This window comes from Streptomyces sp. SAS_272, assembly GCF_052543235.1.
This window is the reverse complement of record NZ_JBMNDR010000010.1, coordinates 19,935-45,103: the sequence shown is the minus strand read 5'-3', so window position 1 is coordinate 45,103 and position 25,169 is coordinate 19,935. Positions and strand designations below refer to the sequence as shown.

Here is a 25,169-nt window from a genome sequence, read left to right as displayed (position 1 = left end):
ACGCATCCGCAACTCCCCGTGTCGCACGTTCCGGCCCCCTGTCCCGTCACAGTCACAGACGTCGACGTACACAGGGGGCACAGACATGAACAACCACCGGGCACCTGCACTGTTCGCCTTCACGGCGGCAGCGGCACTGCTGCTGACCGGCTGCGGCGGGGCCGAGGACTCCGCCGGAAGCAAGGCCGCGGACGGAGCGGCCCGCAACAGCGACGCCTTCCCCGCGCCGAGCGCACCGCGCGCCGGCGAGGAGGGCGACGAGGGACGCTCCGACCGCCTCTCCACCTTCGCCCTCGACGTGGACACCGCGTCCTACGGCTACGCCCGCCGCACCCTCGCCGAGGGCCGCCGTCCGGAGCCCGCCACCGTCCGCCCCGAGGAGTTCGTCAACAGCTTCCGCCAGGACTACGAACGCCCGGACGGCAACGGCTTCTCGGTCACCGTCGACGGCGCCCGCACCGGCGACGACGGCTGGTCCCTGGTCCGCGTGGGCCTCGCCACCCGTACGGCCGCACAACAGGGCGAACGTCCGCCCGCCGCCCTCACCTTCGTCATCGACGTCTCCGGCTCGATGGGCGAACCCGGCCGTCTGGACCTCGCCAAGTCCTCCCTCGGCACGATGACCGACCGCCTGCGCGACGACGATTCCGTCGCCCTCGTCACCTTCAGCGGCGAGGCCGAGACCGTCCTGCCGATGACCCGCCTCGGCGGTCACCGCGGCCGTGTCCACGAAGCCGTCGACGGCCTGGAACCCACCGACTCCACCAACCTCGGCGCCGGCGTCGAGACCGGTTACGCCACCGCCGTGGAGGGACTGCGCAAGGGCGCCACCAACCGGGTCGTCCTGATCTCGGACGCCCTCGCCAACACCGGGGACACCGACGCCGACACGATCCTCGAACGCATCGACACCGCCCGCCGCGAACACGGCGTCACCCTCTTCGGCGTCGGCGTCGGCAGCGACTACGGCGACGCCCTGATGGAACGCCTCGCGGACAAGGGCGACGGCCACACCGTCTACGTGTCGGACGAGACCGGCGCCCGCAAGGTCTTCTGCGACGACCTCCCGCGCAACGTCGACCTGACCGCCCGCGACGCCAAGGCCCAGGTCGCCTTCGACCCCGACGCCGTCGCCGAGTTCCGCCTCGTCGGCTACGACGACCGCCGGGTCGCCGACGACGACTTCCGCGACGACCGCGTCGACGGCGGCGAGGTGGGCCCCGGCCACACCGTCACCGCCCTCTACGCCGTGCGCGTCAAGCCCGGCGCCGCCGGACGCCTCGCCACGGCCACCGTCCGCTGGCTCGACCCCGAGACCCGCACCCCGCACGAGACGTCCGGCCGGATCGAGACCGGCGCCCTGCACGACGACCTCGCCGACGCCTCCGCCCGCTTCCGCGTCACGGCGACGGCCGCCTACTTCGCCGACGTTCTGCGCCGCCCGCAGACCCCGCTCCCGGACGCCCCCGACCTGACCGAACTGCAGGAAACAGCCCGCACGTTGGCGAAGAAGACCGAGGACGCGGACGTCACCGCCCTGGCCGAGGCGATCGCCGACGCGAACCACCTGGACCTGTAGGAGGTCCCGCCCGGACGCCCGGACTTTCCGTCTCCGCCCCCGCACACCCCGGGCGGCACACGAAACAGCGGGCCACCGGAGAACCGGTGACCCGCCGTCGCGGTACGTCGGGCTGCGGCTCAGCCGTTGCCCGCGCCGTTGCCCGAGAGGGCGGAGATGTCGTCCAGGATGTGCGACAGCGGCTCGTCGCCCTTGGCCTGGGTGCTGTTCTCCACGCACTGCTGGTTCTGCGGGGAGGACAGGACGTTGACGTCCTGAACGGTGATCGGGAGCGCGCCGAGAACCCCGCCCACGTTCGCCTTGAGGGGCAGGCCGATGCACGGCTTGTTCAGCGAGCCCTGGACCAGCGAGAGCTGCGGGCTCATGTCGCCGAAGGTGGCCGAGTTGCCGAACTCCGACGAGGCGCCGTTGCCGCTGGCGGAAGTGGTGCCGCTGTCGTCACCGATGGCCAGGGCCTGCGGGGCGCTCACGGCCGCGAGACCGGCGACCGAGGCGGCGAGGGCCGCGGATGCCCACAGCTTCTTCATGTTCGTTCCCTTTCGAAAGGCGCGGGCACCGGGGGAGGAGCCGCGTGATCAACAACGCCCCGACCCCGACCGGGGTTGCGCGGCGTGCCCCGATCGGCCCAGCGCACCGGATGTGCCGGCCGTGCGCCCCTCACCTGCACGCATACGCGCTCCCGCGCACCGCCACCGTGCTGCCGAGAACGGTCGGCGGATCCTTCGGCCGGGGGTTCTTGCCCTCGGCGACCAGCGGCTCGTCCCGGTGCACCTTCGTGAAGAGCGCGTCCGCCTTACGGTCGTCCCAGGCCAGCGCCGAACCGATGCCCAGGGAGGCCGGGGCGAACCCGCCGATCGGCACGGTCGTGAACTCCGTCGCCGCGTCCGGCAGCCTGCGCAGCGCGGCCGCCTCCTGGGCGAGCTCGTTCAGCGAGAACCCCTGCGAGCCGCCCCCGAGGAGGGTGCGCACCAGGTGCAGGGTGCGCCGCGGGTCGTCGAGCAGTCTGCGCGCCTGCACTTCGAGCAAGGACTGGAACAGGAAACGCTGCTGGCGCTGGATGCGGCCGAGGTCGGCGCTGGTGTCGACGTGCCGTGAGCGTACGTACTGCAGCGACTGCCCGCCGCCGAGCCGGTGCTTGCCCGGCTTGAGGTCCAAGCCGGTCGCGAAGTCCTTCAGCCGCCGTGGGGTGCACACCTCGACGCCGCCGACCTCGTCCACGGAGTCCATGAACCGCCGGAAGTCCACCTGGACGAACCGGTCGACGCTCAGCCTGGTCATGGACTCGACCGTCTTGACGGTGAGCTCCGCGCCGCCCTCCTGGTACGCCGCGTTGAGCTTCGCCGGATGCGCCTTGCGCTGCTTGCCGTCCGGACCGCGGTACTGCGGGATGTGCGCCCAGGAGTCACGGGGCAGACCGATCACGCTGACACGGTCCCGCCGCGCCGAGAGATGAATCAGCATCAGGACGTCCGTGCAGCCGCAGGCCTGGCCGCCGGCGTGGAACTCGTGCTTCTCGCCGGCGGAGATGGTGTCCCGTTCGTCGGTGCCCATCAGCAGAACGTTCATCGCGCGCGGGGCGTGCTCCCGGGCGGGCAGCGCGGAACTGCCGAGCATCGCGCCGGTGGCGGCCAGGACGATTGAGGGAATCGCCAGCCGACGTGGCAGAAGGTTTCTCTTCGTCGTCACCCGGCGCACGCTAGAACAGCGGGGCGCCGATGATCCGGCGGCCCGCTGCCTGGGTGGAGAAACCACCCGGGGGCTCAGAAAAAGAACCCGTTCACCACGTCGGACTCAGTGGTTGGCCGCACCGTTGCCGGCGAGCACGGAGATGTCGTCCAGGATGTGCGACAGCGCCTCGTCGCCCTTCGCCTGGGTGCTGTTCTCCACGCACTGCTGGTTCTGCGGGGAGGACAGGACGTTGATGTCCTGGACCGCGATCGGAATGGCGCCGAGGACCGAGCCGGCGTTGATCTTGGCGGGCAGACCGATGCAGGGCTTGTTGAGGGAACCCTGGACCAGCGCCATCTGGGGGCTCATGTTGCCGAAGGTGGCGGAGTTGCCGAACGACTGGCTGGCGCCGTTGCCGCTGGCGGAGGTGGTGCCACTGTCGTTGCCGATGGCGAGCGCGGGGGTTGCTGCTGCGGCGGCGACGCCGACGACGGAGGCGGCGACCGCAGCGGCGGCCAGTACCTTCTTGATCACTTGTGTAAGTCCCTTCGTGAGAACCCCGTCCACCGGAGCGTTCTGCTTAACGCCAACGGCCCCGCTTGGTTGCCCCACTTCACTCCGATGGCCTATAGGCGGGAAATCCGGTCGTCGGGTCGGAAAAACCGATCGGGTGAAGGGCCGCAACCAAACCCGGCGCATCCGGTTGATCGGTGGCAGGCACATGGTCCTGGCCCGGCGCCAGGACAGGGAAAGGAATAGCGAAATGCTGAAGAAGGCAATGGCCGCGGCTGCGGTCGCCGCTTCCGTCATCGGAGTGTCGGCGGCTGCCGCCCCCCAGGCGCTTGCCATCGGGGACGACGCGGGCACCACCTCCGCCAGCGGCAACGGGGCGCACGAGGCCTTCGGGAACTCGGTGACCAAGGGCGACATGAGCCCGCAGGCCACGCTGGTTCAGAGCTCCCTCAACAAGCTGTGCGTCGGCCTGCCCGTCAAGGCGAACGTGGGCGGGGTTCTCGGAGCCCTCCCGATCACGGTTCAGGACGTCAACGTCCTGTCCTCCCCGCAGAACCAGCAGTGCGCCGAGAACAGCACCCAGGCCAAGGGCGACGAGCCGCTGTCGCACATCCTGGACGACATCAGCGCCCTCTCGGGCAATGGAGCGGCCAACGGCTGACGCCCCCGGCGTCGCTCGCCGGACGGTCCGTGCCTCTTTCGGCGGACCGTCCGGCTTCGGTGTTCATCCGGCGATTTTCCCTGATGTTCTGTCAATTTATGTTGCGCTGCTCAGACGAATCGTTTCTCCCCGTTGGGTCCGGCGGGTCAATTGTATGAAGGCGTTCGAGTGAATTCCCGGACGGCGCGCGTTTCTCAGTTTCTTCTCTCGGCCATCTGTCGTTTGCAGCCTGCGAGTCATGGTGCGAGCCGATCCAGTTGCGCTCGCTCGGTTTCGACCGTCATCTGGGCATGACCGCAGAGAAGGGAAACCCATGAAGAAGAGCGCTGCTGTTGTCGCGGGTCTGATCCTGGCCCTGGGCGGGGCCGCCCCCGCTTTCGCCGACGCCGGTGCCAACGGCGCTGCCATCGGCTCCCCGGGCGTCCTGTCCGGCAATGTCGTCCAGATTCCGATCCACATCCCGATCAACGTGTGCGGCAACTCCATCAACGTCATCGCCGCGCTGAACCCGACCGGCGGCAACGTCTGCATCAACGACTGACGACACGTCATTCCCGGCCGTTGGGCCGGACCCGGGCCGGCCTTGGACGACTTCCGTGTGGTCCGAGGCCGGCCTTTCCCACTTCTCCGAGCAGGAAGACCACGAGATTGCGACAGACCCTGAGCAGGGGAATGGTCGCGGCCGCCGCCGCGACGAGCATTCTGTCCCTGTGCGGGGGCGGCTACGCCCTCGCCGACGCGAACGCCGAGGGGGCGGCCAACGGTTCACCAGGAGCCCTCTCGGGCAACCACGTCGAGGCCCCGCTGCACGTCCCGCTGACCGTCTGCGGGAACTCGGCCGACGTCATCGCCGCGCTCGACCCCGCGTTCGGCAACGCCTGCGCCGAGCAGGCCGTCGCCCGCGAGACCCGCGCGCACGGGACACCGAAGGACCACGACGACCCGCACGGCGGGGATTCCGGCTACGGCCAGTCCGACGACGAGGAGTCCGGCTACGGCGACTCGGGCTACGGGGACTTCGGCTACGGCGACTCCGACGACGAGGAGCCCGGTTACGGCGACTCCGGCTACGGCGACTCCGGCTACGGCGACTCGGGCTACGGCGACTCGGGCTACGGCGACTCCGGTCAGGCCGGGCACGGGCACGGGCACGGAGACGACTGCGGCTACGGCGACACATGCGGCGGCGGAGGCCACATGCCTCCGGGCGGCGGTCACGGCCACGGCACTCCTCCCGGCGGGGGCCACTCGACGCCTCCCGGCGGCGGCCACAGCATGCCTCCGGGCGGGGGCCACTCGACGCCTCCCGGTGGGGGCCACAGCACTCCTCCGGGCGGTGGGCACAGCTCGCCTCCCGGCGGAGGTCACTCCACCCCGCCCGGCGGGGGTCACAGCTCGCCTCCCGGCGAGGGTCACTCGACGCCTCCCGGCGGCGGCCACAGCTCGCCTCCGGGCGGTGGGCACAGCTCGCCTCCCGGCGGAGGTCACAGCTCGCCCGGAGGGGGTCACAGCTCGCCTCCCGGCGGGGGGCACTCCACGCCTCCCGGCGGGGGCCACTCGACGCCTCCCGGTGGCGGTCACAGCACCCCGCCTCCGCACGGCGGGCACTCGACACCGCCTCCGCACGGGGGTCACAGCACACCTCCGCCCGGAGGCGGGCACAGCACGCCGCCCGGCGGCGAGCACACCGCGCCCCCGCACAACGGCGGTGGCGGCGGGCACACCCCGCCCGAGCTGCCGCACACCGGCAGTGACAACGCGGCGTTGCTGGCCGCCTCCGGCGTCAGCGCGGCGCTGATCGCGGGCGGCGCCGTTCTGTACAGGCGAGGCAGGGCCGCCTCCCGGCGGTGAACGCACCCGGTGCCGGCAGCCCGCGCGGCCGGCACCGGTGCCACGTCCCGGGCCTGTCGCCGGATGGCGCCGCGTTCCGTGCGGGCCGGTCCGGACGGCGGGCCCTCGGTGTGCTCAGCGCCGCACGGCCTCCGTCGTCCCGCGCCGGCCGGGCGCCGGGATCGCCCCGCCCGGCAGTCCCGAGTGCAGCCGGCGCCGGACGCCCCGGACCAGGGCCCCCGCCGTGAAGGTCGCGCCGTGCACGAAGCGCATCGCCGGCCCGAACCCGGCGGCCGTCACCAGGCCGGCCATGAACAGTCCGGGGCAGGACGACTCGAAGTCCCGGCCCACCTCGGGGGAGCCGTCGGCCACCGTGGCCAGCGCGTCGCGCAGCGGGCCGGAGAGGAGCCCGAGCCGCTCGCGGGTCGCCCGGAAGCCGGTGGCCGCGATCACGTGCTCGGTCTCGAAGGGGTCCGCGCCCGTCACCTCCAGCCGTACCCCGCCGTCCGCCGCGCGTGCCGCCGTCACCTCGTGGTCGAGGCACACCTCCACGGCGCCCTCCACCCGGTCGCGCACCCACCAGGCGCCGGCCGGTCCCAGCGCCGTCGCCGCGATCCGCGCCCGGGTCGGCTCCGGGAGCCGTCGGTAGAGGCCCGGGCGTTCGGCGTAGAACCAGTTGCGCCAGCCGCAGCCGAGGCCGCTGTGCGGGGAGCGGGCCGACCGCCACCACGGGCGCTCCCAGGGCGGCGGCACGTCGTTCCAGTACAGCCGGTCGGCGCGGGCCAGCACGCGGACCCGGGTGCCCTGTTCGGCGAGCAGGGCGGCCGTCTCGAGGGCGGCCTGTCCGCCGCCGATCACGGTGACGTCCCGGCCGCGGAAGCGGTCGAGGTCGCCGTGGTGGCTGCTGTGCGAGACGAGCGAGGAGGGCAGGCCGCGCAGGGCCGCGGGGATCTCCACGAACGGCATCACGCCGACCGCGAGGGCGACCGTGCGGGCCTGCACGGTCTCGCCGTCCTCGGTGACCGCTTCGAAGCCGCCGGGCAGCGACGCGATGCGGACCACCGTGCGCTCGTCCACGTCGGGGACGGCGTTGCGGGCGAACCACAGGCCGTACTCGGCGAACGTCTCCACGGGGATCGGCTGTCCGTGCCCGGCCGCCACGCCCTGGGTCGCGCAGTACGCGTCGAGCCGCCAGCGGGCCGCCGGGTCGGACAGGTTGGACGCCCACGGCTCGGACTTGAGGAACATCCCGCCCGGCATGTTGTCGCGCCAGGAGGCCATCGGCCGGCCGAAGACGCGCAGGCTCAGCCCGGCCTCCGCGGCGTGGGACGCGATGGACAGGCCGTACGGGCCCGCTCCCACCACCAGCAGGTCGTACATCAGCAGCTGCTCGCTTTCTCGTCGTCGGTCGGTCCGGCCAGGGCCGGTGCGGTGCGTCCGCTGTGTTCGGCGGGACCGGCCTGGGTGCGCAGGCGGGTCAGGGAGGACGGGGGCGGCGGGGACTGGCGGACCACGCGGGGCCCCTCCCCGGCGGCTGCCGCCGGGCCCAGCCCGCGCAGCCGGTGGAGCAGTCGGCGGGTGACGTGCGCTCCCCACAGGCCCCACATGGCCCGGCCGGGAGCGGTGTCGTCACCCGCGTGCCAGGCCAGTTCGCGGCCTCGGCGGGTCGGTCGCAGCGCGGTCAGCGGCGCGTAGTTCTCCACGACGAACGTCCGCCCGGGCCGGGGCTCCCAGACGGGCAGCGGACGGTGCGTCAGGTCCAGGTGCTGCGCACGGACGACGTCCACTCCGGCGGCGTCGGTGAAGAGCCGGAACTGCGCGCCGGGGCGCGGGTTGAAGTCGAGCAGGTGGTACTCGCCGGTTCCGCCGCAGCGGCGGAAGTCGAGGTCGAGGATGCCCCGGTGGCCGAGAGTGTCGACGAGCCGCTCGGCGTGCCCGCGCACCTCGGGGTTCTCCGTCCACTCGCCGACCGCGGTGAGTCCGGCCCCACGCGGCCAGGCGCACAGTTTGCGGCCGGAGCCGCCGGCGCGGAGCGAGCCGGAGCGGTCGGCGTATCCGTGGAAGAACCAGTCGCGGTCCTGACCCGGCGGCAGGAAGGCCTGGAGGAGCAGCCGGCTGCCCGCTTCGTCGGTGCGCAGATACAGTTCGCGCGCTTCCTGGGGGGAGCGCACCAGAGCCGTGCTGCGCAGCCCCGAGCCGGCGGGCAGCAGCCAGGGCCGGCTCCACTTCGCCACCACCGGCAGGCCGAGCCGCCAGGCCTCGGAGGCGGCCTGTGCGGCGCTGTCCGGGATCACCGTGAGCGGGTGGGGCACGTCCGCCGTCGCGCACAGGGCGACCAGTTCCGCCTTGTCGGCGACCCGTTCGGGCAACGCGCGGGGCTGCTGCGGCAGCAGGTAGGCCGGCGCCAGCTCGTCGCGCAGCCGGCTCACCGCGATCGCTCCCGCGTCGTCCATGGGGATGAGCACGGCGGGCCGTTCGACGCGGGCGGCCACCCGCAGCAGGGTGGCGGCGATGTCGGAGGGGGCGGCGCCGGGCGGCGGCGGGGGGTGCAGCTCCCGTACGAAACGAGAGGTGCGCACGGGACTTCCCGTCGACTCGGCGACCACGTGCACGTCGACTCCGGCGCGTCCGAGCGAGCGCACGGCACCCAGCGTGCCGTGGTGAAAGGGATTCCGGTCGATCCGCAGGAGAACGGCGGGGACGCGGGTGTCGAGCAGCGACTGGGGCATTTTTCAGCGGGTCCTTCGGCTCGGTTCACCGATATGGGCGATCAAGGCACTCGAAAGCCGTATCGGCGGTGGCGTGGATCCTTTTCGTGTGACTTTCATATGACTGAGTGTCAGTAATGCGCGGGCAGTGCGCGTTACGCGCGAGTGGAGAAAGGAGCAGGCATGACTCCACGACAGCGACGCGCACGGTCGCGGCGGCTTGCCGTCGTCGCGGCAGCCGTCGCGGCCTCGGCCGCCCTGGCGTCCGGGCCTGGATTCGCCGCGGGCGCGGGGGTGGTGCGGGTCGGCGATCCTCCGGCTCCCACCCCGACCGTCCCGGCGCCCGCCGCGTCCGAACCGGCTCCCGCCGCGGCCGAACCGGCCGTCCCCGCCCCGGCCACGACCGCGGCGGCAGAGGCGAGCCCCACGCCCACCCCGGCCGAGTCCCCGACGCAGACGCCGACCGGGACCCCGGGGACCCCGACGGAGACCCCGGGCGCGTCCACGGCGCAGACGCCCTCGCCCTCGGCCTCGCCGGCGAAGGCCGCCGCCCCCGCCTTCGGCGCCTACCTCGACTACGGAGCCCGCGGCGTGGCCCGCATCGCCGAGCTCAGCGCCTGGCTGGGCGGCTCCGACCTGCGCGTCGGCCACACCTACCTGCCGGGCGACCGGTGGCACAACATCGAGGGCCCGGCCGGCTTCCTCGACGTGTGGGCGAACTGGCGGCGGGAGAAGGACGACCGGATGCTCGTCCTCAACGTCCCCATGATGGAGCGCAACGAGGAGGGCGTCTCCGACTCCGAGGTGCGCCGGCTGCTGCGGCAGGGCGCGGACGGGGAGTTCGATCACCACTTCACGGCTCTCGCCGAGCGGCTGGTCGCGCTGAAGGCGCCGGACACGGTGATCGTGCTCGGCTGGGAGATGAACGGCATCACGTACACCCATCGCTGCGGGCCGGACCCGGAGGCCTGGAAGAAGTACTGGAACAGAATCGTCACCGCCATGCGTGCGGTGCCGGGCCAGGAATTCAGGTTCGATTTCACGCCGACGCGCGGCAAGGACGCCGTTCCGTGGACCGAGTGTTATCCGGGAGACGACACGGTCGACATCATCGGAATGGACTCGTACGACCAGCCGACCGGTCTGTCCTTCGACGAGCAGGTGAGTGAACCCTACGGGCTGCAGGCACACGTGGACTTCGCCAAATCGCACGGCAAGCCCATCTCCTATCCCGAATGGGGACTCTTCCGCAACGGCGACAACACCGAATACATGCGCCGCATGATCGCCTGGATGGACGAGCACCGGCCGCTGTACAACACGCTGACCGACTACTGCCCGCACGGCGTGTGGCAGTGCGGGCAGAACCCGCGGTCGTCCGAGGTCTACCGTTCGCTGCTGTCCGGCCGTACCGACGAGCCGGTCACCGAGCCGACGACCCCGGCGCCCACCACGGACCCGTCCACGGACCCGACGACCCCGCCCTCCACCGAGCCCACGACCCCGCCCGCCACCGACCCGCCCGCCACCGACCCCACCGGCGAACCCCCGGTGAACTGCACGCCGATGGACCTCGGCGACTGGGTCGAGTACTGGCTCGGCGGCAAGCTGTGCATCCGCCTGGACTGGTGGTCGCGCAACGGGTGAGCCGATGCACGGTGGCGGCAGGTCCGCGTCAGGGCCCGCCGCCACCGGCACGCTCCCTCCGCTGCTCCAGCCGGAGCAGCAACTCCTTGCCCCGCCGCCGCGCGGCCACGTCGCACGCGACCGCCGACAGCAGCGGGGCAGTGCGCCGACGGGCCAGCAGCAGCCGCTGGTTGACGACCGGTTCGGGCCGCCAGTGGTGCTTGTACGGCTCGTCGCCGCGCAGCAGGCTCAGCGCGGCGCACCCCCCGTCCCGGGTGTGCTCGGCGCACGCCTCCAGCAGCATCACGGCCACGTCCGCCTTGCGCTCCCGCAGCCGCGGATGGGCGCCGTAGAGGTAGCCCCCGGCCAGCCGCCGCGACAGCAGCGTCAGATCCACGGCCACCACGTCGTCGTCGAGCCGGAACTCGGTGACCACCGCGTCCCCGGAACGCACCATCGGACCGACCGAACGCACCAGATGCTCGCAGAACCGGTCGCGCAGGTGCTCGCCCGTCACCTTCCGCCCCTGCCACTGCAGCCGGTGCAGTTCCAGCAGCCGCCGCAGCGCCGAGTCCACCTCCTCCGGGCGCACCGCCTGGCGCTGCACGCCGAGCGCGGTCAGCTTGCGCAGCTTCGCGCGCACCCGCTGGGCCTTCGCCGACGGCAGCCGGGCCACCAGCTCGTCCATCGGCACGGCGGGCAGCTCCAGGCACACCGAGTCGCCGACCCTCCGCCGCGGCCCGCGCCAGTGCTCGTAGACGCGCTCCACCGCACCGCCCGGGCGCACCTCGCGGAAGTCGATCAGCGCGGTGCGGGCGGCGGCCGCGAGGGCGCCGGTGAGCGCCCCGACGGCCGCCTCGCCGCGCTCGTCGTCGACCAGGACGTCCCCGTAGTCGGAGATCGCCCCGCCGAGCGGCACGAGCGCGGGCACCGGCCGGCGCACGGCCGTCAGCGGGGCGACGGCCACGAGTTCCGCGCCGTCCCGGACCAGTTGCAGGCGCAGCCGGCCGGGACGGCCGTACGACAGCCACCACGAGTGCAGCCAGGCGTGGCTCTGGAACGGGGTGGCCGTCGCGCACCGCTGGTACAGCCGGTCCCAGGCCGGGGCGAGAGCGGCGAAGGCCTGCCCGTCGGTGACGACCTCGGTGGTGAACGTCGGCTTCACAGCGCCCCGTGGGCGTCGGCGGCGAGAGCCGGGCCGGGCACGGCGGCGGGGCGCGCGCCCTCCTCCTCCCGGCTCCGCTTCGGCCGCACCAGCAGCAGCAGTCCGCCGAGCAGCCCGCCCGCGCTCGCCCCCACGGCACCGGTCAGCGTGGGGGACGGGGAGGAGGGCCCGGTCGGCTTCACCGCGCGGGCGAACTGCTGGAGTTCGACGTTGGTGGTGGCCTGGGAGCTCTTCGCGTGCTGGGTCAGCGAGCGGGAGACCGCGTTGGCCATGTCGGCGGCCAGGTCGGCGCGCCGGGAGGTCGCCGTGATCGAGACCATCGGGGCGTCCGGCGAGGTCGCCGTCTGCACGCTCTGCTGGAGCGTCCGCACCGGCACGCCGGCCCACACCTGAGCGTCCCCGAGCACCGCGAGCTGGGTGGCGACCCGGCCGTAGGCCTGCGCGAAGCCGAGCGCCGAGGCCGGGTCGGACTTCGCCGTGGGGACGGCGACCACATACGCGGTCGCCGTGTACACGGGCGGCTTGACGACCCCGTAGGCGCCGCCGAGCAGGCCGCCGGCGACGGCGCAGGTCGCGAGCAGGGCCCAGGGCGGGAGCGCCTTGGCGCGGCGCAGGGCGGCGGGACGGCGAGGGTTCTCGGTCATGGGGAACTGACTCCCTGGGGTGTCGGGGAAGCGGAGGACGACAGGGCTGGTCCGGAAACGGTGGTCGCGTACACGTCCATGAGCTGGGCGGCGCTGCGGGCGATGTCGTAGTGGAGCGCCGCCTCGGGGGCGGTGCGCGGTCCGGGCGGCCGCGCACGGGACTCGGACAGCGCGCGGACGAACGCCGCGGCGCCGCCGGTCACCCGGCGCGCGCCCGGCGCCGCCCGCGCGGGCAGCTGCTCGATCGCGGGACAGGACGCGTAGAGCACGGGCAGGCCCGACGCCAGCGCCTCCACGGCGGCCAGCCCGAAGGTCTCCTCGGCGGACGGCGAGACGAACACGTCCATGGCACAGGCGAGGGAGGGCAGGTCGGGGCCGGGAGAGCCGTCCGCGACATAGGGGCGCTCGCCGGCGAACAGGACCCGGTCGGCGACCCCGGCCTCCTGCGCGACGCGCCGCAGCACGTTCTCCTCCGGGCCGCCGCCGACCAGCAGCAGCCAGTGGTCAGGGGTGAGGCGGGCGAGCGCGCGGATGACGACGTCGAAGCGCTTGCCCGCCGTCAGGCGTCCGACGCCGCCCACGACACAGGCGTCGTCGGGCAGTCCGAGGCGCCTGCGGGTGCGCAGGCGGGCCGCCGGATCGAAGCGGAAGCGGGCCAGATCGATGCCGTTGGGGACGACCTCGATCCGCGGTTCCGGCACTCCCCAGCCGCGCAGCCGGTCGGCGACCGCGGGCGAGACGGCGACCGTGGTGCGGCCCAGCCGCTCGCTGGCCAGGTACAGCGCGCGCACCCCGGAGGTCAGCGGCCGCCCCTCCATCTGCGAGTCGCCCAGGGAGTGTTCGGTGGCCACCACCGCGCGGACCCCGGCGAGCCGCGCGGCCAGCCGGCCGTAGACGCAGGCCCGGTACAGGTGCGTGTGCACGAGGTCGTAACCGCCGGAACGGACGACCCGGACCAGCCGCGGCAGCGCGCCCAGATCGCGGTTGCCGGCCATGCCCAGATGGACGACCTTGACGCCGTCCTCGGCGAGCCCGTCGGCCACCGAGCCCGGGTTGGTGAGCGTCACCACCTCGCAGTCGACCGGCAGATGCCGCAGCAGCAGCCGCAACTGCTGCTCGGCGCCGCCCACGCCCAGCCCCGTGATGATGTGCAGCGCCTTCACCGCAGCCCCTCGACGGGACGCCGGCGCAGCCGGTGCAGCCGGTGCTTCAGGAACAGCCGGACGGCGTCGTCGTCCTGCCCGACATGGACCCGCGGGAGGGCGTGCAGGCCGTTCAGCGGCCCGGGGTCGATCGCGCAGGCGTAGGCGTAACCGGCCTCGCCCACGGCGTCCACGGCACGCCGGTCGACCGTCCCGTACGGGTAGCAGAAGCCGTCGACCCCGGTCCCGAGGAGCTCGGCGAGGGCGGCGCGGCTCTCGACCGTCTCCGCCTTCAGGGTGATGTCGTCGGCCCGGGTCAGATCGACGTGGGTGAGGCCGTGCGAGCCGATCTCGACGCCCTCGGCGGCCGCTCGGCGGATGCCGTCGGCGGTCAGCAGGGGTTTGCGCGGACCCAGCGGATCCCAGGCGTTGTCGCCGCCGAGCCGGCCGGGCAGCACGAACAGGGTGGCGTTGCAGCCCTGCCGGCGCAGCACCGGCAGGGCTGCGGTGAGGAAGTCGGCATAGCCGTCGTCGAAGGTGAGGCCCACCAGGTCGCGGCCCTCGCCCCGGGCGCGGGCGGCCAGCAGCTCGGCCATGGAGACGCCGCGCAGCCCGCGCCGGCGCAGCCACGTCAGCTGTCTCTCCAACCGCTCGGGGGTCACCGTGATGCGGTAGGGGTCGTCGGAGCAGTCGCCCACGGAGTGGTACATCGCCACCCACGGGACGGGAGCGCGGCGCTTGAGGTCAGGAGCGGCCATGGGAGAGCTTTCGGGTCGCGGAACGTACGGAACGGAGTGCGGAGACGATGCCCTGGGCGCCCAGGGCCCGGCCCAGCAGCAGGAAGACGACGGTCACGGTGAGGCCCCCGGCGGCGAGCCCCTGCACCGGGTCGGCGAACCGCGCGGCGGCGAGGGCCCCGGCGAGGGTGGCCAACAGCGCCGCCCGCACCGGCCGGCTCAGCTCGCGCAGCACGGCCCGGACCCGGATCGGGACGCTGCGCGGACCCATGCCGGCCAGGAGCATCAGGGCGGTGACGGTGATGCCGGTCGCGTTGGCGACGGCGATGCCGTACACGCCCCAGGGGCCGATGCCCAGCGCGCCGATCCAGGACGTCACGACGATCCCGCCGGCCATCGCGCCGACCGGGTACCAGGAGCCGCGGCCTCCCGAGAAGTACGAGCGGACCAGCACGCCCACCAGGGTCTGGCCGAGCAGCCCGAGCGCGTACACCCGCATGACGCCCGCCGTCGCCGCCGTGTCCTGAGCGGTGAACGCACCGCGCTGGAAAAGCAGTTCGACGATCTGCGGGGCACACGCCACGACCGCGGCCGTGCCCAGCAGCACGATGCACGACGCCAGCGCCAGATCCCGCTCCACCCGGCTGCGGGCCCGCTCGGCGTCCCCCTCGGCCAGCGCCCGCGCGACCACCGGGAAGGTCACCGTGCACACCATGACCGACAGGATCATCGGCATCTGCGCGACCTTCTGGGCGTAGTTGAGGTGCGAGATCGCCCCCGCCGGAAGCTGTGAGGCGAGGAAACGCTCGATGAGCGTCTGGGACTGCCGGCACAGCGCGAAGAGCAGGACGGTCGTCAGCAGCGCGGTGTCCAGCGGCCGGGGCTCCTCATGCCCGACGGGCGCCTCCCCGGCCGTCCGGCCCCTGCGGAGCTGACCGATCAGCGAGGGCAGCTGCACGAGGACCATCAGCAGCCCGCCCACCGCCACCCCGGCCGCCGCCGACCGCACGCCCCAGCGCCCGCCCAGCACGGACATCCCGGTGACGATGCCCACGTTGTAGGCCACGTAGATCGCCGCGGGCGCCACATACCGCCGGTGGGCGCGCAGGGCCGCGCTGCAGTACCCGGCAAGTCCGAAGCTCACCGCGCAGGTCGCGGTGAGCCGGGTGCAGTCGACGGCGAGCGCCGGGTCGGGCAGACCGGGCGCGAGGACGTCGACCACCTGCGGGGCGGCGCCGACGAGCAGTGCGCCGACCGCGATGAACGCCAGCGAAAGCCGGGGCAGCGTGCCGGCGACCAGCGCCCGGACCGGGTCGCCGGGGGCGCCCTGGGAGCGGCGGGCCAGCGCCATGCTGAACGCCGGGATGAGGGCGAACGCCAGTCCGTCCTCGATCAGCAGCGTGGCCGCGAACTCGGGCACGGTCCACGCGACGAGGAAGGCGTCGGTGTCGCTGCCCGCCCCGAAGAGCCGGGCCAGCGCCTGGTCCCTGACCAGCCCGAGCAGGGCCCCGGCCACCGAGAGGGCGGCGGTGACGAGAGCTGCCTTGGCGAGGAAGCCGCTGGAGGCGGCGGGGAGTTCGCCGGCCTCCCCGGCGGTCTCGGGGACCGTCTCCCCGGACCGGGCGGCGGACCGCGCGGGCGGCACGGACACCGGCCCGTCCGTGCGGGGTGTCCGAGGAGGCGTCACGGTCATCGGGCCTGCGCCTCCTCGAGGGCGCTGCCGCCGACCAGCGCCCACCAGGCGACGATCCCGAAGACGACGGCCGTCAGCACCGTCGACGGTCCGCCGATGTCGGCGTACATGAAGTCGATCAGCTGCCAGACCAGCAGGCCGCAGGCGAACAGCGCGCAGTCGAGACCGCGGCCGGTGCGCCGGGCGCGCAGCCACCCCCGCAGCCCGCACGCCAGCATCGCCAGCCAGCCGCCCGCGAGGGCGAGCGCTCCGATCAGGCCCTGTTCGCCGAGGACCAGCAGATACATGTTGTGCGGGGACAGCAGCGGCTGCCGGACGAAGCCGGAGCCCGCGCCGTCGGTGTCGCTGCCGGAGGACAGCGCGAGGGAGGCGTGCGCGTCCCGGTGTTCGGGGAAGCCCTTCAACCCGACGCCGGTGAGGGGCTGTTCGGCCCACATGCCGACCGCGGACGCCCACAGGGTGTACCGGTCGGTGACCGACTGGTCGGGGGCGTCCGTGACCTGCGTGATGCTGCTGACGCGTTCCTGGAGCATCGCCGAGCCGACGCCGAAGCCGCCCACCAGGACCACTCCGGCGGCGACCGCCGCCGCGCCGAATCTGAGCGCCCGGCGCAGCCCGGCGAGGGCCAGCTGGATCGTGCAGGTCAGCGCGGTCGCGATCCACGCGCCCCGGCTGAAGGAGAGCGCGAGCGGCGCCAGAAGGGCGAGCGCTGCTGCGGCGGCGACCGCCCGCTGCCGGACGCGGGAGCCGCCGAGCGCCAGACCGACCGCGCAGACCAGCCCGAAGGACACGACGGTCGCCATGCCCATCACGTCCTGCGGTCCGAAGGTGCCGACCGCCCGGATCGTCGCGCCCTGGTAGGAGGCGCCGGTCCCGGTGACGAACTGGTGGACGCCGACGGCCCCCTGCCAGCCCGCGAGCCCGACGAACGACCAGGCCAGCACCCGCAGGTCGGCCCGGTCCCGGACCAGCAGCACGACGGCCGCGGGGACCAGCACGAAGATCTGCAGATAGCGGCCGAGTCCGGTGAGCCCCGCGCCCGGTGAGGACGCGCCCATCGCCGCGAGCGCGAGCCCGGCGACCGGCATCGCGAGGACCACGGCCGCCGTACGGGACAGCGGGCGCCGCCGCTGCCGCAGCAGCCGCACCACACAGAACAGCACGACCAGCGCGGACAGCGCGTCGGCCGGCCCGGCGCCGCCCTCACCGCCGGGGGAGAGGGGAAGACCGAGCAGGGCGATCACGGCGACCACCGGCAGGACCGGTGACAGCGTCCGGGCCCGGGGCAGCGTCAGCGGAAGGGGCGGGGCGAGGGTCATCGGCGGTTCAGCTCCCGGTCGGTCGCACGAGGGCGGCCGCGGTGCGCAGCAGGATGCACACGTCCTGCCACAGCGACCAGTTGTCGATGTACGCGTTGTCGAAGCGGGCCCGGTCCTCGATCGAGGTGTCCCCGCGCAGCCCCTGCACCTGGGCGAGGCCGGTGATGCCGGTCCGCATCCGGTGACGTGCCGCGTAACCGGGATAGGTCTGGCTGAACTGGCCGACGAAGAAGGGGCGTTCGGGGCGCGGTCCGACGAGGCTCATGTCGCCGCACAGCACGTTCCACAGCTGGAGCAGCTCGTCCAGCGAGGTCTGGCGCAGAAAGCGGCAGAAGCGGCTCATCTCGCGTTCGCCGGCCACGCTCCAGCGGGTCGCCGACTCGTGCTCGTCGACCGGGCGGTGGGTGCGGAACTTCAGCAGGGTGAAGGGCCGGCCGTCCTTGCCGATGCGCTCCTGCCGGAAGACCACCCCGGGCCCGTCGGTCACCCGCAGCACGGCCGCGCACAGCAGCAGCAGCGGGCTCACCAGCAGCAGCAGGGCCCCGGAGACCACGACGTCCAGCAGCCGCTTGCCGAGGCTGCCGCGCCGCCGGGCGCCCATGTCGAGACGCCGGCAGGAGAACCCGGCCAGCTGCTCGCGGCTCGCGTACGAAGGGGAGTCCGCGTCGACCTCCCACACCGCGCAGCCCGACTCGGCGAGCGCCCGCAGCAACGGGCCCTGCACGCTGCGCACGGCGGGGTGGACGCACAGCACGTCCCGCACGCCGTTCTGGATGAGGGCCCGCTGCACCTCCTGACCGGTGGTCAGCACCGGCAGCCCCTCGCCGCCGCCGGGGCTCTCGGCCACGATCCCGACCGGCTGGACACCGCACCGGGGATGCCGCAGCACCGCGGCGGCCACCCGCTGCGCGGTCGTCGCGGGGCCGATGACGAGTGCGGCACGAGGCCGGCGCAGCAGCGCCCGGCGGCGGCGCAGATGCACGACTGCGCGTGCCGTGCAGCCGGCCGCGGCCTGTGCCGCGCAGCCGAGGACCAGGGTGCGGGCCGAGAGCGCGTGCGCCGGGTTCCACGCCGCGGCGAGCGCGCCGAGCGCGAGCCAGGCCACCGCGATCCGGCCGCACACGGCGGGCAGTTCGTCCAGCACCCCCGCCACCGGACGCGGGCGCTGGGGGCGCAGCAGTATCGTCGCCGCCACCAGCAGGGCCACCAGTAACGGGCGGCGCTGCGCCCCGGTCAGGGCCAGCGCGCCCGCGAACGCGGCGAGGCCGTCGGCGAGCAGCAGCGGCAGCGGCGAGGCGGGCCGCGCCGGGGGCCGGCGGGCGGGGAACCGGAATCCCGTTGCGCTCCCTCGCCGCGGGATGACCGAGACGGGCGAGTATCCGGCCTGCGCGCCGGGAGAGGGGACGGTGCTTTCCGCAGTCACGAGTGGATGGACTCCCTGCACTCGGTGGGCGCGACCCGCGCCCCGTTGGTGGTCGTGAGCAGCTCGCGGTACACGCCCTCGACCGCCTCGGCCGTGCGCCGCACGTCGTGCACGGCCAGGACGTGCCGGCGCCCCTGGTGGCCGAGCGACTCACGCAGCAGCGGGTCGGGCAGCAGCGCACAGACCGCGTCGGCGAGCGCCGCGGGGTCGTCGGCGGGGGCGAGGCAGCGCTCCGCGAGTCCGGCCGGCAGGCTCTCCCGGGCGCCGTTCACGTCGGTCACCACCACGGGTCTGCCGCAGGCCATCGCCTCCAGCGGGGCCAGCGCCATGCCCTCCCAGCGTGAGGGCAGCACCACCAGGTCGGCCGCCTGGTACCAGGGCACGGCGTCGCCGACGGCCCCGGCGAACAGCACCGACTCCGGTGCTCCCAAGCGCAGACGCGCCGCGTCCGGACCGTCGCCGACCAGCACCAGCCGGGCGGCGGGCGTCCTGGCCACGATCGTGTCCCAGGCCCGCAGCAGCACGTCCTGCCCCTTCTGCCGGCACAGCCGCCCCACGCACACCACCAGCGGGGCGGCGGGGTCGAGACCGGGCAGGAGCGAGGCCCGCACGGTGTCGACGGGGGCGGGATGGAAACGCCCTGAGTCGATGCCGTTGGGGACGACGCTCCACCGTCCGGCGATACCCGCCCGCAGGCCGGCGGCGCGTTCCGCCTCGCTCACGCACATGAGCCGGTCCGCCCAGCGCGCCCCGAGGCGTTCCCACCTGAGGGCGAGCGCCGCGGTGGCGCCCCCGACGGCCTCGAAGGACCAGGCGTGCGGCTGGAACACGGTCGGGATCCGGCCGCGCACCGCGAGCCGTCCGGCGAGGCCCGCCTTCGCGCTGTGCGCGTGCACCAGGTCGGGGCGTACCTCGGCGATCAGCCGTGCGAGCCGCCGCACCTCGCCGGGGAGCGAGGGCCCCGGCGAGCGTGTCGCCGCCCAGTGCCGGGTCCGCGCGCCCAGGGACCGCAGCTCCCCGGCGAGCCCGCCGGCCGGGCAGGCGACGGTGACGTGCAGACCCGCCGCGAGCTGGGCCCGCGCCAGGTCGGTCACGACCCGGGCGACCCCGCCGTCCACGGGCTGGGTGAGGTGCAGGACCCGGGGCCCGGCGTCGGGTTCTGGCTGGTGCATTGCGCGGATTCCTCGCTCACGGTGGCGCTCGGGACTGCGGGAACGCGCCTGATTACTTCTTCCGTGTGTCGACGGCTACGAAGAGCGCCCCGGCCCACGCCGCGTCCCGGTGGGAAACGAGCCGAACGGCCAGCTGGTCACCGCCGTACCGCAAACCCCTGCGGAGATCGAACACGTCGGAGTCGTAGCCGAGCGTGTTGACGTACGCCGGTACACGCGCCGTCGGAGCCACCCCCGGCTCGCTGATCGTGGAGTTCAACACATCGTCAGATGGATTGACCGGGTCGGTGAGCGCGACGGCCGGCCGGCCACCGGTCGAGAACATGAGCGAATCACCCGAACGGCCGCGGTCGCCGTCGTAGGCCACGAGCCCGGCCCGGCCGCCCGCGCCGGGCGCGATGTCCAGCCCGCGCAGCCGGATCTCCTTGCCGGCCGGGGAGCCGAGGGTGTCGAAGCCGTCCCACACCGACAGGTCGCGCAGCGGCTCGGCCGGGTTCCGGTACGCCACCACCAGCGTCCAGCCGCCCCACGCCCCGGTCGTCGAACGGCCCATGGCCACGTTCACCTGGGCGACTGTGTAGAGGCCCTGGCCGCTCTGACGCACCAGCCGGGTGACGTCCGCGGAGGCCTGGAAGGCGTCGGCGCCCTGGGCCGCCCGGTGGCCGACGACCGTGTCCGCGAGCACCGCCTTGTACGCCCCACCGGGCTCGGCGATGAGCACCCTCCCGTTGTCCTTGGGCGGCTTCTGCTCACCCACGCGCAGGTTGCCGCCCCAGTACAGGCGCGCGTACGTCACCTGTGCGCCCTTCGGCAGACGGACCTCGGCCCGGGAGGAGTTGTAGGTGTTCGGGTCGTCGTCGACGTCGACGTAGAACATGTCGAAGCCGTTGTTGACGCCCGCCCCGCCCTTGCGGACGGCGGGACAGGAGGGCGCCGCGCGGACCGCCGGAGCGGCCCGGCAGCTGATGGCCGCGTTGGCCGCACGGACGATCCCGCCGTGCTGTGTGGCGTGGTAGCGCTGCTGGAAGGCGAGGCTCTTCGCCTCCGTGGCGGGCGGCGCGCCGGCCGCACGGGCGCCGGACGGCGCCCAGAGCGAGGCGAGGGCGAGGACGCCGACCGTCGCGCGGCGCAACCGCGGACCCAGGGAATTGCGCATGACCGGCAGTGGCCTTTCGTGCGATTTGCTTGCTATAGGCGTGCGGCAGATGGGGCGCAACTCTAACTTCTGTCCGGATTAATCCGTAGAAACAGGACAAGTGTGTCGGAATGGTGAAACGAAACCTCGGGTGACACCACTCTTTTGGCGGCACAACCCCCGCGTCTCCCGCGCGTTGACCTCAGCGCCGGGCATCCCCGCCCAGGTGTTTGTGTCAAAACCCCAAGGAGCACCTCTCCATGTCGCGTATCGCGAAGGGCCTGGCCCTGACCTCCGTTGCCGCCGCGGCCGTCGTCGGCGCCTCCGGCATCGCCGCCGCCGACAGTGGCGCGAACGCCGTCGCCGCGCACTCCCCGGGCGTGCTGTCGGGCAACGTCGTCCAGGTTCCCGTCCACATCCCGGTCAACATCTGCGGCAACACGATCAACGTGGTCGGTCTGCTGAACCCGGCGTTCGGCAACACCTGCGTCAACGACTGACGTCACCTCGCCCCGAGGTCACGACACGTCATCCGTCGAACGGCCGCCCTCCTGCCAGGAGGGCGGCCGTTCGCGTTCGCGAAAAGCGATGCCCCGAACGGGTGGAAGGGTCGCGACACGCTCGGCAGGCCTTGACGGGCCCTTTACCTGCGGCGGAGCGGGCGGAACGGGTCATCGAGAGTCACGGAGAGCTTTCGTTCTGTTGCGGAGTGCGACATCCGTTCGCACGGTGGGGACGAGCCCCGACGCAATCGAAAGGATTTCCCATGCGTGGTCTGCCCGCACGGCGTATCGCTTCCACCGCCCTGTGCGCCTCCCTCGTCCTCGGCATCGCCGCCCCCGCCGCCATGGCGGCCGACCGAGCCGCGACCCGTGAGCGCGTCGCCGCGGCGTCGGACGCGCCCGTCCCCGGCGCCGCCGCGCTGCTCGCCCAGGTCGAGGGCCTCGGCCGTCTCGGCGCGGTGGTCACCCCCGTCACCGACCTGCTCAGAACCGTCCTCAAGGCCGAGGACGGTCAGCTCACCCCCGATCAGGCGACCCAGCTCGCCGAAGCCGTCAAGGCGGCGGTAGCGAAGATCGCCGCTTCGGCGGGGACGACTGCGCCCGCCCTGCCCGCCGACCCGGCGCCTGCTCTGCCCGCCGACCCGGCGCCTGCTCTGCCCGCCGACCCGGCGGCCGCGCTCCCCGCCGCTCCGGCAGCCCCGGCCGCTCCCGCAGTCCCCGCAGTCCCGGCAGTCCCGGCAGTCCCCGCAGTCCACGAAGCCTCCACCCTCCCGGCCGCTTCGGGGACAGCGGTCTCCCCGCCGGCTGCCGTCGTCGCTGCCGCAAAGTCGAAGGCGGCCGCCGACCCGGTGTCCGACGCCCTCGCCGCCGTGCAGAAGGCCGTCGACAACCTGCTCACGGCGGCGACCTCGCTCGACCTCGGCAATATCGTTTCGGCGGTCACCGGTGTGGTGGACGGCCTGCTCGACCTGCTGGCCGGGACGCTGGAGGGGCTCGGTCTGACGCTGCCCGCCCTCCCGGCGGAGGCGCCCGCCGCGTCGGCGGAGGCGCCCGCGCTGCCGGCGGAGGCCCCCGCCGCGCCGGACCTTCCGGCCGCTCCGCTGCCCGCGGCCCCGGCTCTGCCGGCCGCTCCGGCCCTGTCCGTGGAGCCCGCGGCTCCGGCGGCGCCCGTGCTGCCTGTCCGCTGACGGCAGCCGCCCGGGGGTTCTCCGCACGGCGGTTCCCGGCAAGGCAGTTCCCCGCAGATCCGCACCCCGGCTCCGAAAGACCGCCGGGGTGCGGAAATTCTGCGTACACGGTTTCCGCATCGGACGGGGCTCGTTAGGCACGGCGCCAGAATTTCCCCTGGTGACCTGCCGTGCCGAGTCGCAGAGTCGCCGATGAAAGGAATCCGATGAAGTCCCTGAAGGCCGCCGTCGTCGTCGCCGGATCCGTGGTTCTCGCCGGTGTCGCCGCGCCCGCGTTCGCCACCCCCGCCGACCTCACGCCCACCAGCCTCAACGGCGCCGTGGACACTCTCGCCAGGGGGCCGATCAACCTGGAGGACGCGCTGCCGCTGCAGCACCAGTCGGACGCGCTCGACACCGAGAACAAGGGCTCCGTCCTCCACACCGTGAACGGCGCCGCCCAGGCCCTCAATGCCCACAACCCGCTCCTCGGCGGGCTGCCGCTGCAGGGCTGAGACGCCCGCCGCCGCAGGGCCGGTCCCCGTCGCCGACGGGACCGGCCCTGCGCGCTGTTCGAGGCCGGTCGAGCGGCGCGTCCCTCGTTCGTGTGGAGCAACGCTCCGGCGTCCCCCGGTCGGGTGAGAACGCGTCCGGAGGCCCTGCGGCACGCCGATATGGTCGCGCGGTGACCTCAACCCCCAGCGCAACCCGGCCCTTCCGCGTGACCGACCTGGGCACCCTCGTCGTGATGCCGTGGAGCGGCGAGGCTCCCGACGGCAGCGACATGCCCTACCTCCTCGCGTACTCCCTCGGCGACACCGCGGAGGGCCCCGAGGGGACGGCCCTCGCCGTCGCGCGACTGCTCGGCGACAACGGCATGCCCGTCGGCGGCGGCGTCGTCGACGGCACCGAGCGGCCCAGCCTGCCGTTCAGCCTGCTGGTCGAGTCCGGCGCGGCCGTCCTGAACATGCCGGGCCTCAACGCCCAGTGCCTGCCGCCGCGCGAGTGGCTCGCGGCCGTCGAGCAGCGCGGCTACGCCTACCTCGTCCTCACCTGCCGCGCCTGGCCGGAGGCCACCCCTGGACAGGCCGTCACGCCCGAGGCGCTGGCCGCGTTCGCGGGCGCCGAAGAGACCCTGACGGCGGCGGCGCACATCGTCCTGCCCGCCCGCCGCCTGCGCGGCTGATGAGGCCGCCGCAGCCGGCGGCGGTGGGCGGCGGCCGTGCGTTCGCCCTGCTGCTGGTCCTGACCGGCGCGGCCGGGCTGCTGGCGTCCTGGGTCATCACCCTCGACGAGTTCAAGCTGCTGGAGGACCCCGGATTCACTCCGGGGTGCAGCCTGAACCCCGTCGTCTCCTGCGGCAGTGTCATGCGGAGCGAGCAGGCCTCGGTGTTCGGGTTCCCCAACCCGATGCTCGGCCTGGCGGCCTACGGCGCGGTCGTGTGCGTCGGCATGAGCCTGCTCGCCCGGGCCGCCTTCCCGCGCTGGTACTGGCTGACCTTCACCGCCGGCTGCCTGTTCGGCGTGGGGTTCGTGTCCTGGCTGCAGTTCGAGTCGCTGTACCGGATCAACGCGCTGTGCCTGTGGTGCTGTCTGGCGTGGGTCGCCACGATCCTCGCGTTCTGGTACGCCGTCTCGTTCGACGTGCGGCACGGATTTCTGCCCGTCCCGGCCGGCGTGCGGACGTTCTTCGCCGAATTCACCTGGGTGCTGCCGCTGCTGCACATCGGGGCGGTCGGGATGCTGATCCTGACCCGGTGGTGGAGTTTCTGGACCGGCTGACCGGCTGACCGGTGCGGCGGTAGCACTATTACGGCAGTCGGGGGATTTGTGAACTGATGCCGTTTTCCGGCTCGTTACCCGGTACGGACGCAAGGCCTCCCCGCTCTCCTGCCGAAAGGGACCGTACCCGAGATGAAGTCGACCACCCGAGGAACCCTCGCCGCAGTGATCACCTGCGTGGCCGCCGCCGCAGGCGCCGCCGTCTCCGTGACCCCGGCCGCCGCGATCGGCACGGTCCCCGTCCCGGTGCCGCTGGACGGTGTCGAGAAGTCCCTCAACGTGGAACTGCCCACGGTCGGCGGCGAGATCCCCCTGCCGACGCCGGGGGCGCCCGAGGGACCGCGCTTCGTCGAGGGCCGGCTCATCCCGGACCGGGTCGTTCCGCAGTTGCCCGTCGCCGCCGGACTGCCGGGCCTCGGTCTGCGCGCGCCCCTGCCGGAGGTCCTCGGAGCCGACTTCAACCACGTCGGCCTCGACGCCCCCGCCTCCGATCTCCGTACGCAGGGCCCGGGCCTGGCGCTGGACGCCCCGCTCACCGCGCCCAACCCCGACCGCTTCGGTCTGCCGGACCTCCAGGCGCCCCAGGTCGGCGTGATCACCCCCGTGCTGCAGGCGGTGCCCGGCGCGGACCTCGGCCTGGGCCAGGGGCTGTAGACGCCGTTCCCACCGACCGCTGACCGACCGCCGACGGACTGCTGACGGA

General features: G+C 73.7%; 24 protein-coding genes and 1 pseudogene. 11 read left to right on the top strand and 14 right to left on the bottom strand.

What is annotated here, in order from left to right:
• Positions 1–85 precede the first annotated feature (85 nt).
• On the top strand, positions 86–1,579 hold the full coding sequence (locus tag ACN6LD_RS09480; RefSeq protein WP_445042870.1) for a YfbK domain-containing protein: 1,494 nt from the start codon (positions 86–88) through the stop codon (positions 1,577–1,579).
• Positions 1,580–1,698: 119 nt separating this feature from the next.
• Here ACN6LD_RS09480 and ACN6LD_RS09475 read toward each other — a convergent pair whose 3' ends face one another.
• The 3 genes from ACN6LD_RS09475 to ACN6LD_RS09465 form a co-directional block, all read right to left on the bottom strand.
• Entirely contained in the window at positions 1,699–2,106 is a 408-nt protein-coding gene (locus ACN6LD_RS09475; RefSeq protein WP_319191904.1) for a rodlin, read from the bottom strand.
• 130 nt (positions 2,107–2,236) lie between these two features.
• Complete coding sequence (locus ACN6LD_RS09470) at positions 2,237–3,265, bottom strand: LCP family protein (RefSeq protein ID WP_445042869.1); 1,029 nt, start codon at positions 3,263–3,265, stop codon at positions 2,237–2,239.
• A 105-nt stretch (positions 3,266–3,370) separates the two neighbouring features.
• The gene (locus ACN6LD_RS09465; RefSeq protein ID WP_319191900.1) at positions 3,371–3,781 is read right to left on the bottom strand and encodes a rodlin; all 411 of its coding nucleotides are present in this window, start codon (positions 3,779–3,781) and stop codon (positions 3,371–3,373) included.
• A gap of 229 nt (positions 3,782–4,010) precedes the next feature.
• Here ACN6LD_RS09465 and ACN6LD_RS09460 point away from each other — a divergent pair, with 229 nt between their 5' ends.
• The 3 genes and pseudogenes from ACN6LD_RS09460 (at position 4,011) to ACN6LD_RS09450 (ending at position 6,272) form a co-directional block, all read left to right on the top strand.
• Complete coding sequence (locus tag ACN6LD_RS09460; RefSeq protein ID WP_319191898.1) at positions 4,011–4,421, top strand: rodlin; 411 nt, start codon at positions 4,011–4,013, stop codon at positions 4,419–4,421.
• Between the two features lie 290 nt (positions 4,422–4,711).
• Positions 4,712–4,962: pseudogene (locus ACN6LD_RS09455) on the top strand (chaplin).
• Positions 4,963–5,069: 107 nt separating this feature from the next.
• Positions 5,070–6,272, top strand: a complete 1,203-nt coding sequence (locus tag ACN6LD_RS09450) for a chaplin family protein (protein WP_319191897.1) — start codon at positions 5,070–5,072, stop codon at positions 6,270–6,272.
• Positions 6,273–6,386: 114 nt separating this feature from the next.
• Here the strand turns inward: ACN6LD_RS09450 and ACN6LD_RS09445 are convergent, their stop codons facing one another.
• On the bottom strand, positions 6,387–7,631 hold the full coding sequence (locus ACN6LD_RS09445; RefSeq protein ID WP_319191895.1) for an FAD-dependent oxidoreductase: 1,245 nt from the start codon (positions 7,629–7,631) through the stop codon (positions 6,387–6,389).
• A complete protein-coding gene (locus tag ACN6LD_RS09440; RefSeq protein WP_319191893.1) occupies positions 7,631–8,980 on the bottom strand; it encodes a carboxylate--amine ligase in 1,350 nt (449 codons plus the stop codon). The genes ACN6LD_RS09445 and ACN6LD_RS09440 overlap by 1 nt, the downstream gene beginning before the upstream one ends.
• Positions 8,981–9,142: 162 nt before the next feature.
• Here ACN6LD_RS09440 and ACN6LD_RS09435 point away from each other — a divergent pair, with 162 nt between their 5' ends.
• Positions 9,143–10,606: a glycoside hydrolase family 26 protein gene (locus tag ACN6LD_RS09435; protein WP_445042868.1), complete on the top strand. Its 1,464-nt coding sequence runs from the start codon at positions 9,143–9,145 to the stop codon at positions 10,604–10,606.
• A 28-nt stretch (positions 10,607–10,634) separates the two neighbouring features.
• Here ACN6LD_RS09435 and ACN6LD_RS09430 read toward each other — a convergent pair whose 3' ends face one another.
• Genes ACN6LD_RS09430 through ACN6LD_RS09390 form a run of 9 tightly spaced genes read right to left on the bottom strand, consistent with a single transcriptional unit; the run spans position 10,635 to position 21,036 of the window.
• On the bottom strand, positions 10,635–11,750 hold the full coding sequence (locus ACN6LD_RS09430; protein ID WP_445042867.1) for a GNAT family N-acetyltransferase: 1,116 nt from the start codon (positions 11,748–11,750) through the stop codon (positions 10,635–10,637).
• On the bottom strand, positions 11,747–12,394 hold the full coding sequence (locus tag ACN6LD_RS09425) for a YveK family protein (protein ID WP_319194047.1): 648 nt from the start codon (positions 12,392–12,394) through the stop codon (positions 11,747–11,749). Before ACN6LD_RS09425 ends, ACN6LD_RS09430 begins: the two co-directional genes overlap by 4 nt.
• Entirely contained in the window at positions 12,391–13,557 is a 1,167-nt protein-coding gene (locus tag ACN6LD_RS09420) for a glycosyltransferase (RefSeq protein WP_445042866.1), read from the bottom strand. Before ACN6LD_RS09420 ends, ACN6LD_RS09425 begins: the two co-directional genes overlap by 4 nt.
• A complete protein-coding gene (locus ACN6LD_RS09415; protein ID WP_445042865.1) occupies positions 13,554–14,294 on the bottom strand; it encodes a polysaccharide deacetylase family protein in 741 nt (246 codons plus the stop codon). The genes ACN6LD_RS09420 and ACN6LD_RS09415 overlap by 4 nt, the downstream gene beginning before the upstream one ends.
• Positions 14,281–15,966, bottom strand: coding sequence for a murein biosynthesis integral membrane protein MurJ (gene murJ, locus ACN6LD_RS09410; protein ID WP_445042864.1), 1,686 nt, complete (start codon positions 15,964–15,966; stop codon positions 14,281–14,283). Before murJ ends, ACN6LD_RS09415 begins: the two co-directional genes overlap by 14 nt.
• On the bottom strand, positions 15,963–17,285 hold the full coding sequence (locus tag ACN6LD_RS09405) for an O-antigen ligase family protein (protein WP_445042863.1): 1,323 nt from the start codon (positions 17,283–17,285) through the stop codon (positions 15,963–15,965). The genes murJ and ACN6LD_RS09405 overlap by 4 nt, the downstream gene beginning before the upstream one ends.
• A gap of 7 nt (positions 17,286–17,292) precedes the next feature.
• Positions 17,293–18,708: an exopolysaccharide biosynthesis polyprenyl glycosylphosphotransferase gene (locus ACN6LD_RS09400; protein WP_319194054.1), complete on the bottom strand. Its 1,416-nt coding sequence runs from the start codon at positions 18,706–18,708 to the stop codon at positions 17,293–17,295.
• Complete coding sequence (locus tag ACN6LD_RS09395) at positions 18,705–19,880, bottom strand: glycosyltransferase (protein WP_319194055.1); 1,176 nt, start codon at positions 19,878–19,880, stop codon at positions 18,705–18,707. The genes ACN6LD_RS09400 and ACN6LD_RS09395 overlap by 4 nt, the downstream gene beginning before the upstream one ends.
• Before the next feature lie 52 nt (positions 19,881–19,932).
• The gene (locus tag ACN6LD_RS09390) at positions 19,933–21,036 is read right to left on the bottom strand and encodes a DUF3344 domain-containing protein (protein ID WP_319194056.1); all 1,104 of its coding nucleotides are present in this window, start codon (positions 21,034–21,036) and stop codon (positions 19,933–19,935) included.
• A gap of 239 nt (positions 21,037–21,275) precedes the next feature.
• On the opposite strand from ACN6LD_RS09390, the gene chpG reads away from it, so the two are divergent.
• The 6 genes from chpG (at position 21,276) to ACN6LD_RS09360 (ending at position 25,120) form a co-directional block, all read left to right on the top strand.
• Positions 21,276–21,515: a chaplin ChpG gene (chpG, locus tag ACN6LD_RS09385; protein ID WP_319194057.1), complete on the top strand. Its 240-nt coding sequence runs from the start codon at positions 21,276–21,278 to the stop codon at positions 21,513–21,515.
• A gap of 266 nt (positions 21,516–21,781) precedes the next feature.
• The gene (locus tag ACN6LD_RS09380) at positions 21,782–22,705 is read left to right on the top strand and encodes a hypothetical protein (RefSeq protein WP_445042862.1); all 924 of its coding nucleotides are present in this window, start codon (positions 21,782–21,784) and stop codon (positions 22,703–22,705) included.
• Between the two features lie 206 nt (positions 22,706–22,911).
• The gene (locus tag ACN6LD_RS09375; RefSeq protein WP_319194060.1) at positions 22,912–23,199 is read left to right on the top strand and encodes a hypothetical protein; all 288 of its coding nucleotides are present in this window, start codon (positions 22,912–22,914) and stop codon (positions 23,197–23,199) included.
• A 170-nt stretch (positions 23,200–23,369) separates the two neighbouring features.
• Complete coding sequence (locus tag ACN6LD_RS09370; RefSeq protein ID WP_319194061.1) at positions 23,370–23,870, top strand: DUF5949 family protein; 501 nt, start codon at positions 23,370–23,372, stop codon at positions 23,868–23,870.
• Entirely contained in the window at positions 23,870–24,466 is a 597-nt protein-coding gene (locus tag ACN6LD_RS09365; RefSeq protein WP_445042861.1) for a vitamin K epoxide reductase family protein, read from the top strand. The genes ACN6LD_RS09370 and ACN6LD_RS09365 overlap by 1 nt, the downstream gene beginning before the upstream one ends.
• A gap of 132 nt (positions 24,467–24,598) precedes the next feature.
• The gene (locus ACN6LD_RS09360) at positions 24,599–25,120 is read left to right on the top strand and encodes a hypothetical protein (protein ID WP_319194065.1); all 522 of its coding nucleotides are present in this window, start codon (positions 24,599–24,601) and stop codon (positions 25,118–25,120) included.
• Positions 25,121–25,169 lie beyond the last annotated feature (49 nt).

Bases quoted from the DNA above. Each gene is read 5' to 3' on its own strand.
- ACN6LD_RS09480 (WP_445042870.1), top strand. From the start codon at position 86: ATGAACAACCACCGGGCACCTGCACTGTTCGCCTTCACGGCGGCAGCG.
- ACN6LD_RS09475 (WP_319191904.1), bottom strand. From the start codon at position 2,106: ATGAAGAAGCTGTGGGCATCCGCGGCCCTCGCCGCCTCGGTCGCCGGT.
- ACN6LD_RS09460 (WP_319191898.1), top strand. From the start codon at position 4,011: ATGCTGAAGAAGGCAATGGCCGCGGCTGCGGTCGCCGCTTCCGTCATC.
- ACN6LD_RS09445 (WP_319191895.1), bottom strand. From the start codon at position 7,631: ATGTACGACCTGCTGGTGGTGGGAGCGGGCCCGTACGGCCTGTCCATC.
- ACN6LD_RS09440 (WP_319191893.1), bottom strand. From the start codon at position 8,980: ATGCCCCAGTCGCTGCTCGACACCCGCGTCCCCGCCGTTCTCCTGCGG.
- ACN6LD_RS09435 (WP_445042868.1), top strand. From the start codon at position 9,143: ATGACTCCACGACAGCGACGCGCACGGTCGCGGCGGCTTGCCGTCGTC.
- ACN6LD_RS09425 (WP_319194047.1), bottom strand. From the start codon at position 12,394: ATGACCGAGAACCCTCGCCGTCCCGCCGCCCTGCGCCGCGCCAAGGCG.
- ACN6LD_RS09415 (WP_445042865.1), bottom strand. From the start codon at position 14,294: ATGGCCGCTCCTGACCTCAAGCGCCGCGCTCCCGTCCCGTGGGTGGCG.
- murJ (WP_445042864.1), bottom strand. From the start codon at position 15,966: ATGACCGTGACGCCTCCTCGGACACCCCGCACGGACGGGCCGGTGTCC.
- ACN6LD_RS09405 (WP_445042863.1), bottom strand. From the start codon at position 17,285: ATGACCCTCGCCCCGCCCCTTCCGCTGACGCTGCCCCGGGCCCGGACG.
- ACN6LD_RS09395 (WP_319194055.1), bottom strand. From the start codon at position 19,880: ATGCACCAGCCAGAACCCGACGCCGGGCCCCGGGTCCTGCACCTCACC.
- ACN6LD_RS09390 (WP_319194056.1), bottom strand. From the start codon at position 21,036: ATGCGCAATTCCCTGGGTCCGCGGTTGCGCCGCGCGACGGTCGGCGTC.
- chpG (WP_319194057.1), top strand. From the start codon at position 21,276: ATGTCGCGTATCGCGAAGGGCCTGGCCCTGACCTCCGTTGCCGCCGCG.
- ACN6LD_RS09380 (WP_445042862.1), top strand. From the start codon at position 21,782: ATGCGTGGTCTGCCCGCACGGCGTATCGCTTCCACCGCCCTGTGCGCC.
- ACN6LD_RS09375 (WP_319194060.1), top strand. From the start codon at position 22,912: ATGAAGTCCCTGAAGGCCGCCGTCGTCGTCGCCGGATCCGTGGTTCTC.
- ACN6LD_RS09365 (WP_445042861.1), top strand. From the start codon at position 23,870: ATGAGGCCGCCGCAGCCGGCGGCGGTGGGCGGCGGCCGTGCGTTCGCC.
- ACN6LD_RS09360 (WP_319194065.1), top strand. From the start codon at position 24,599: ATGAAGTCGACCACCCGAGGAACCCTCGCCGCAGTGATCACCTGCGTG.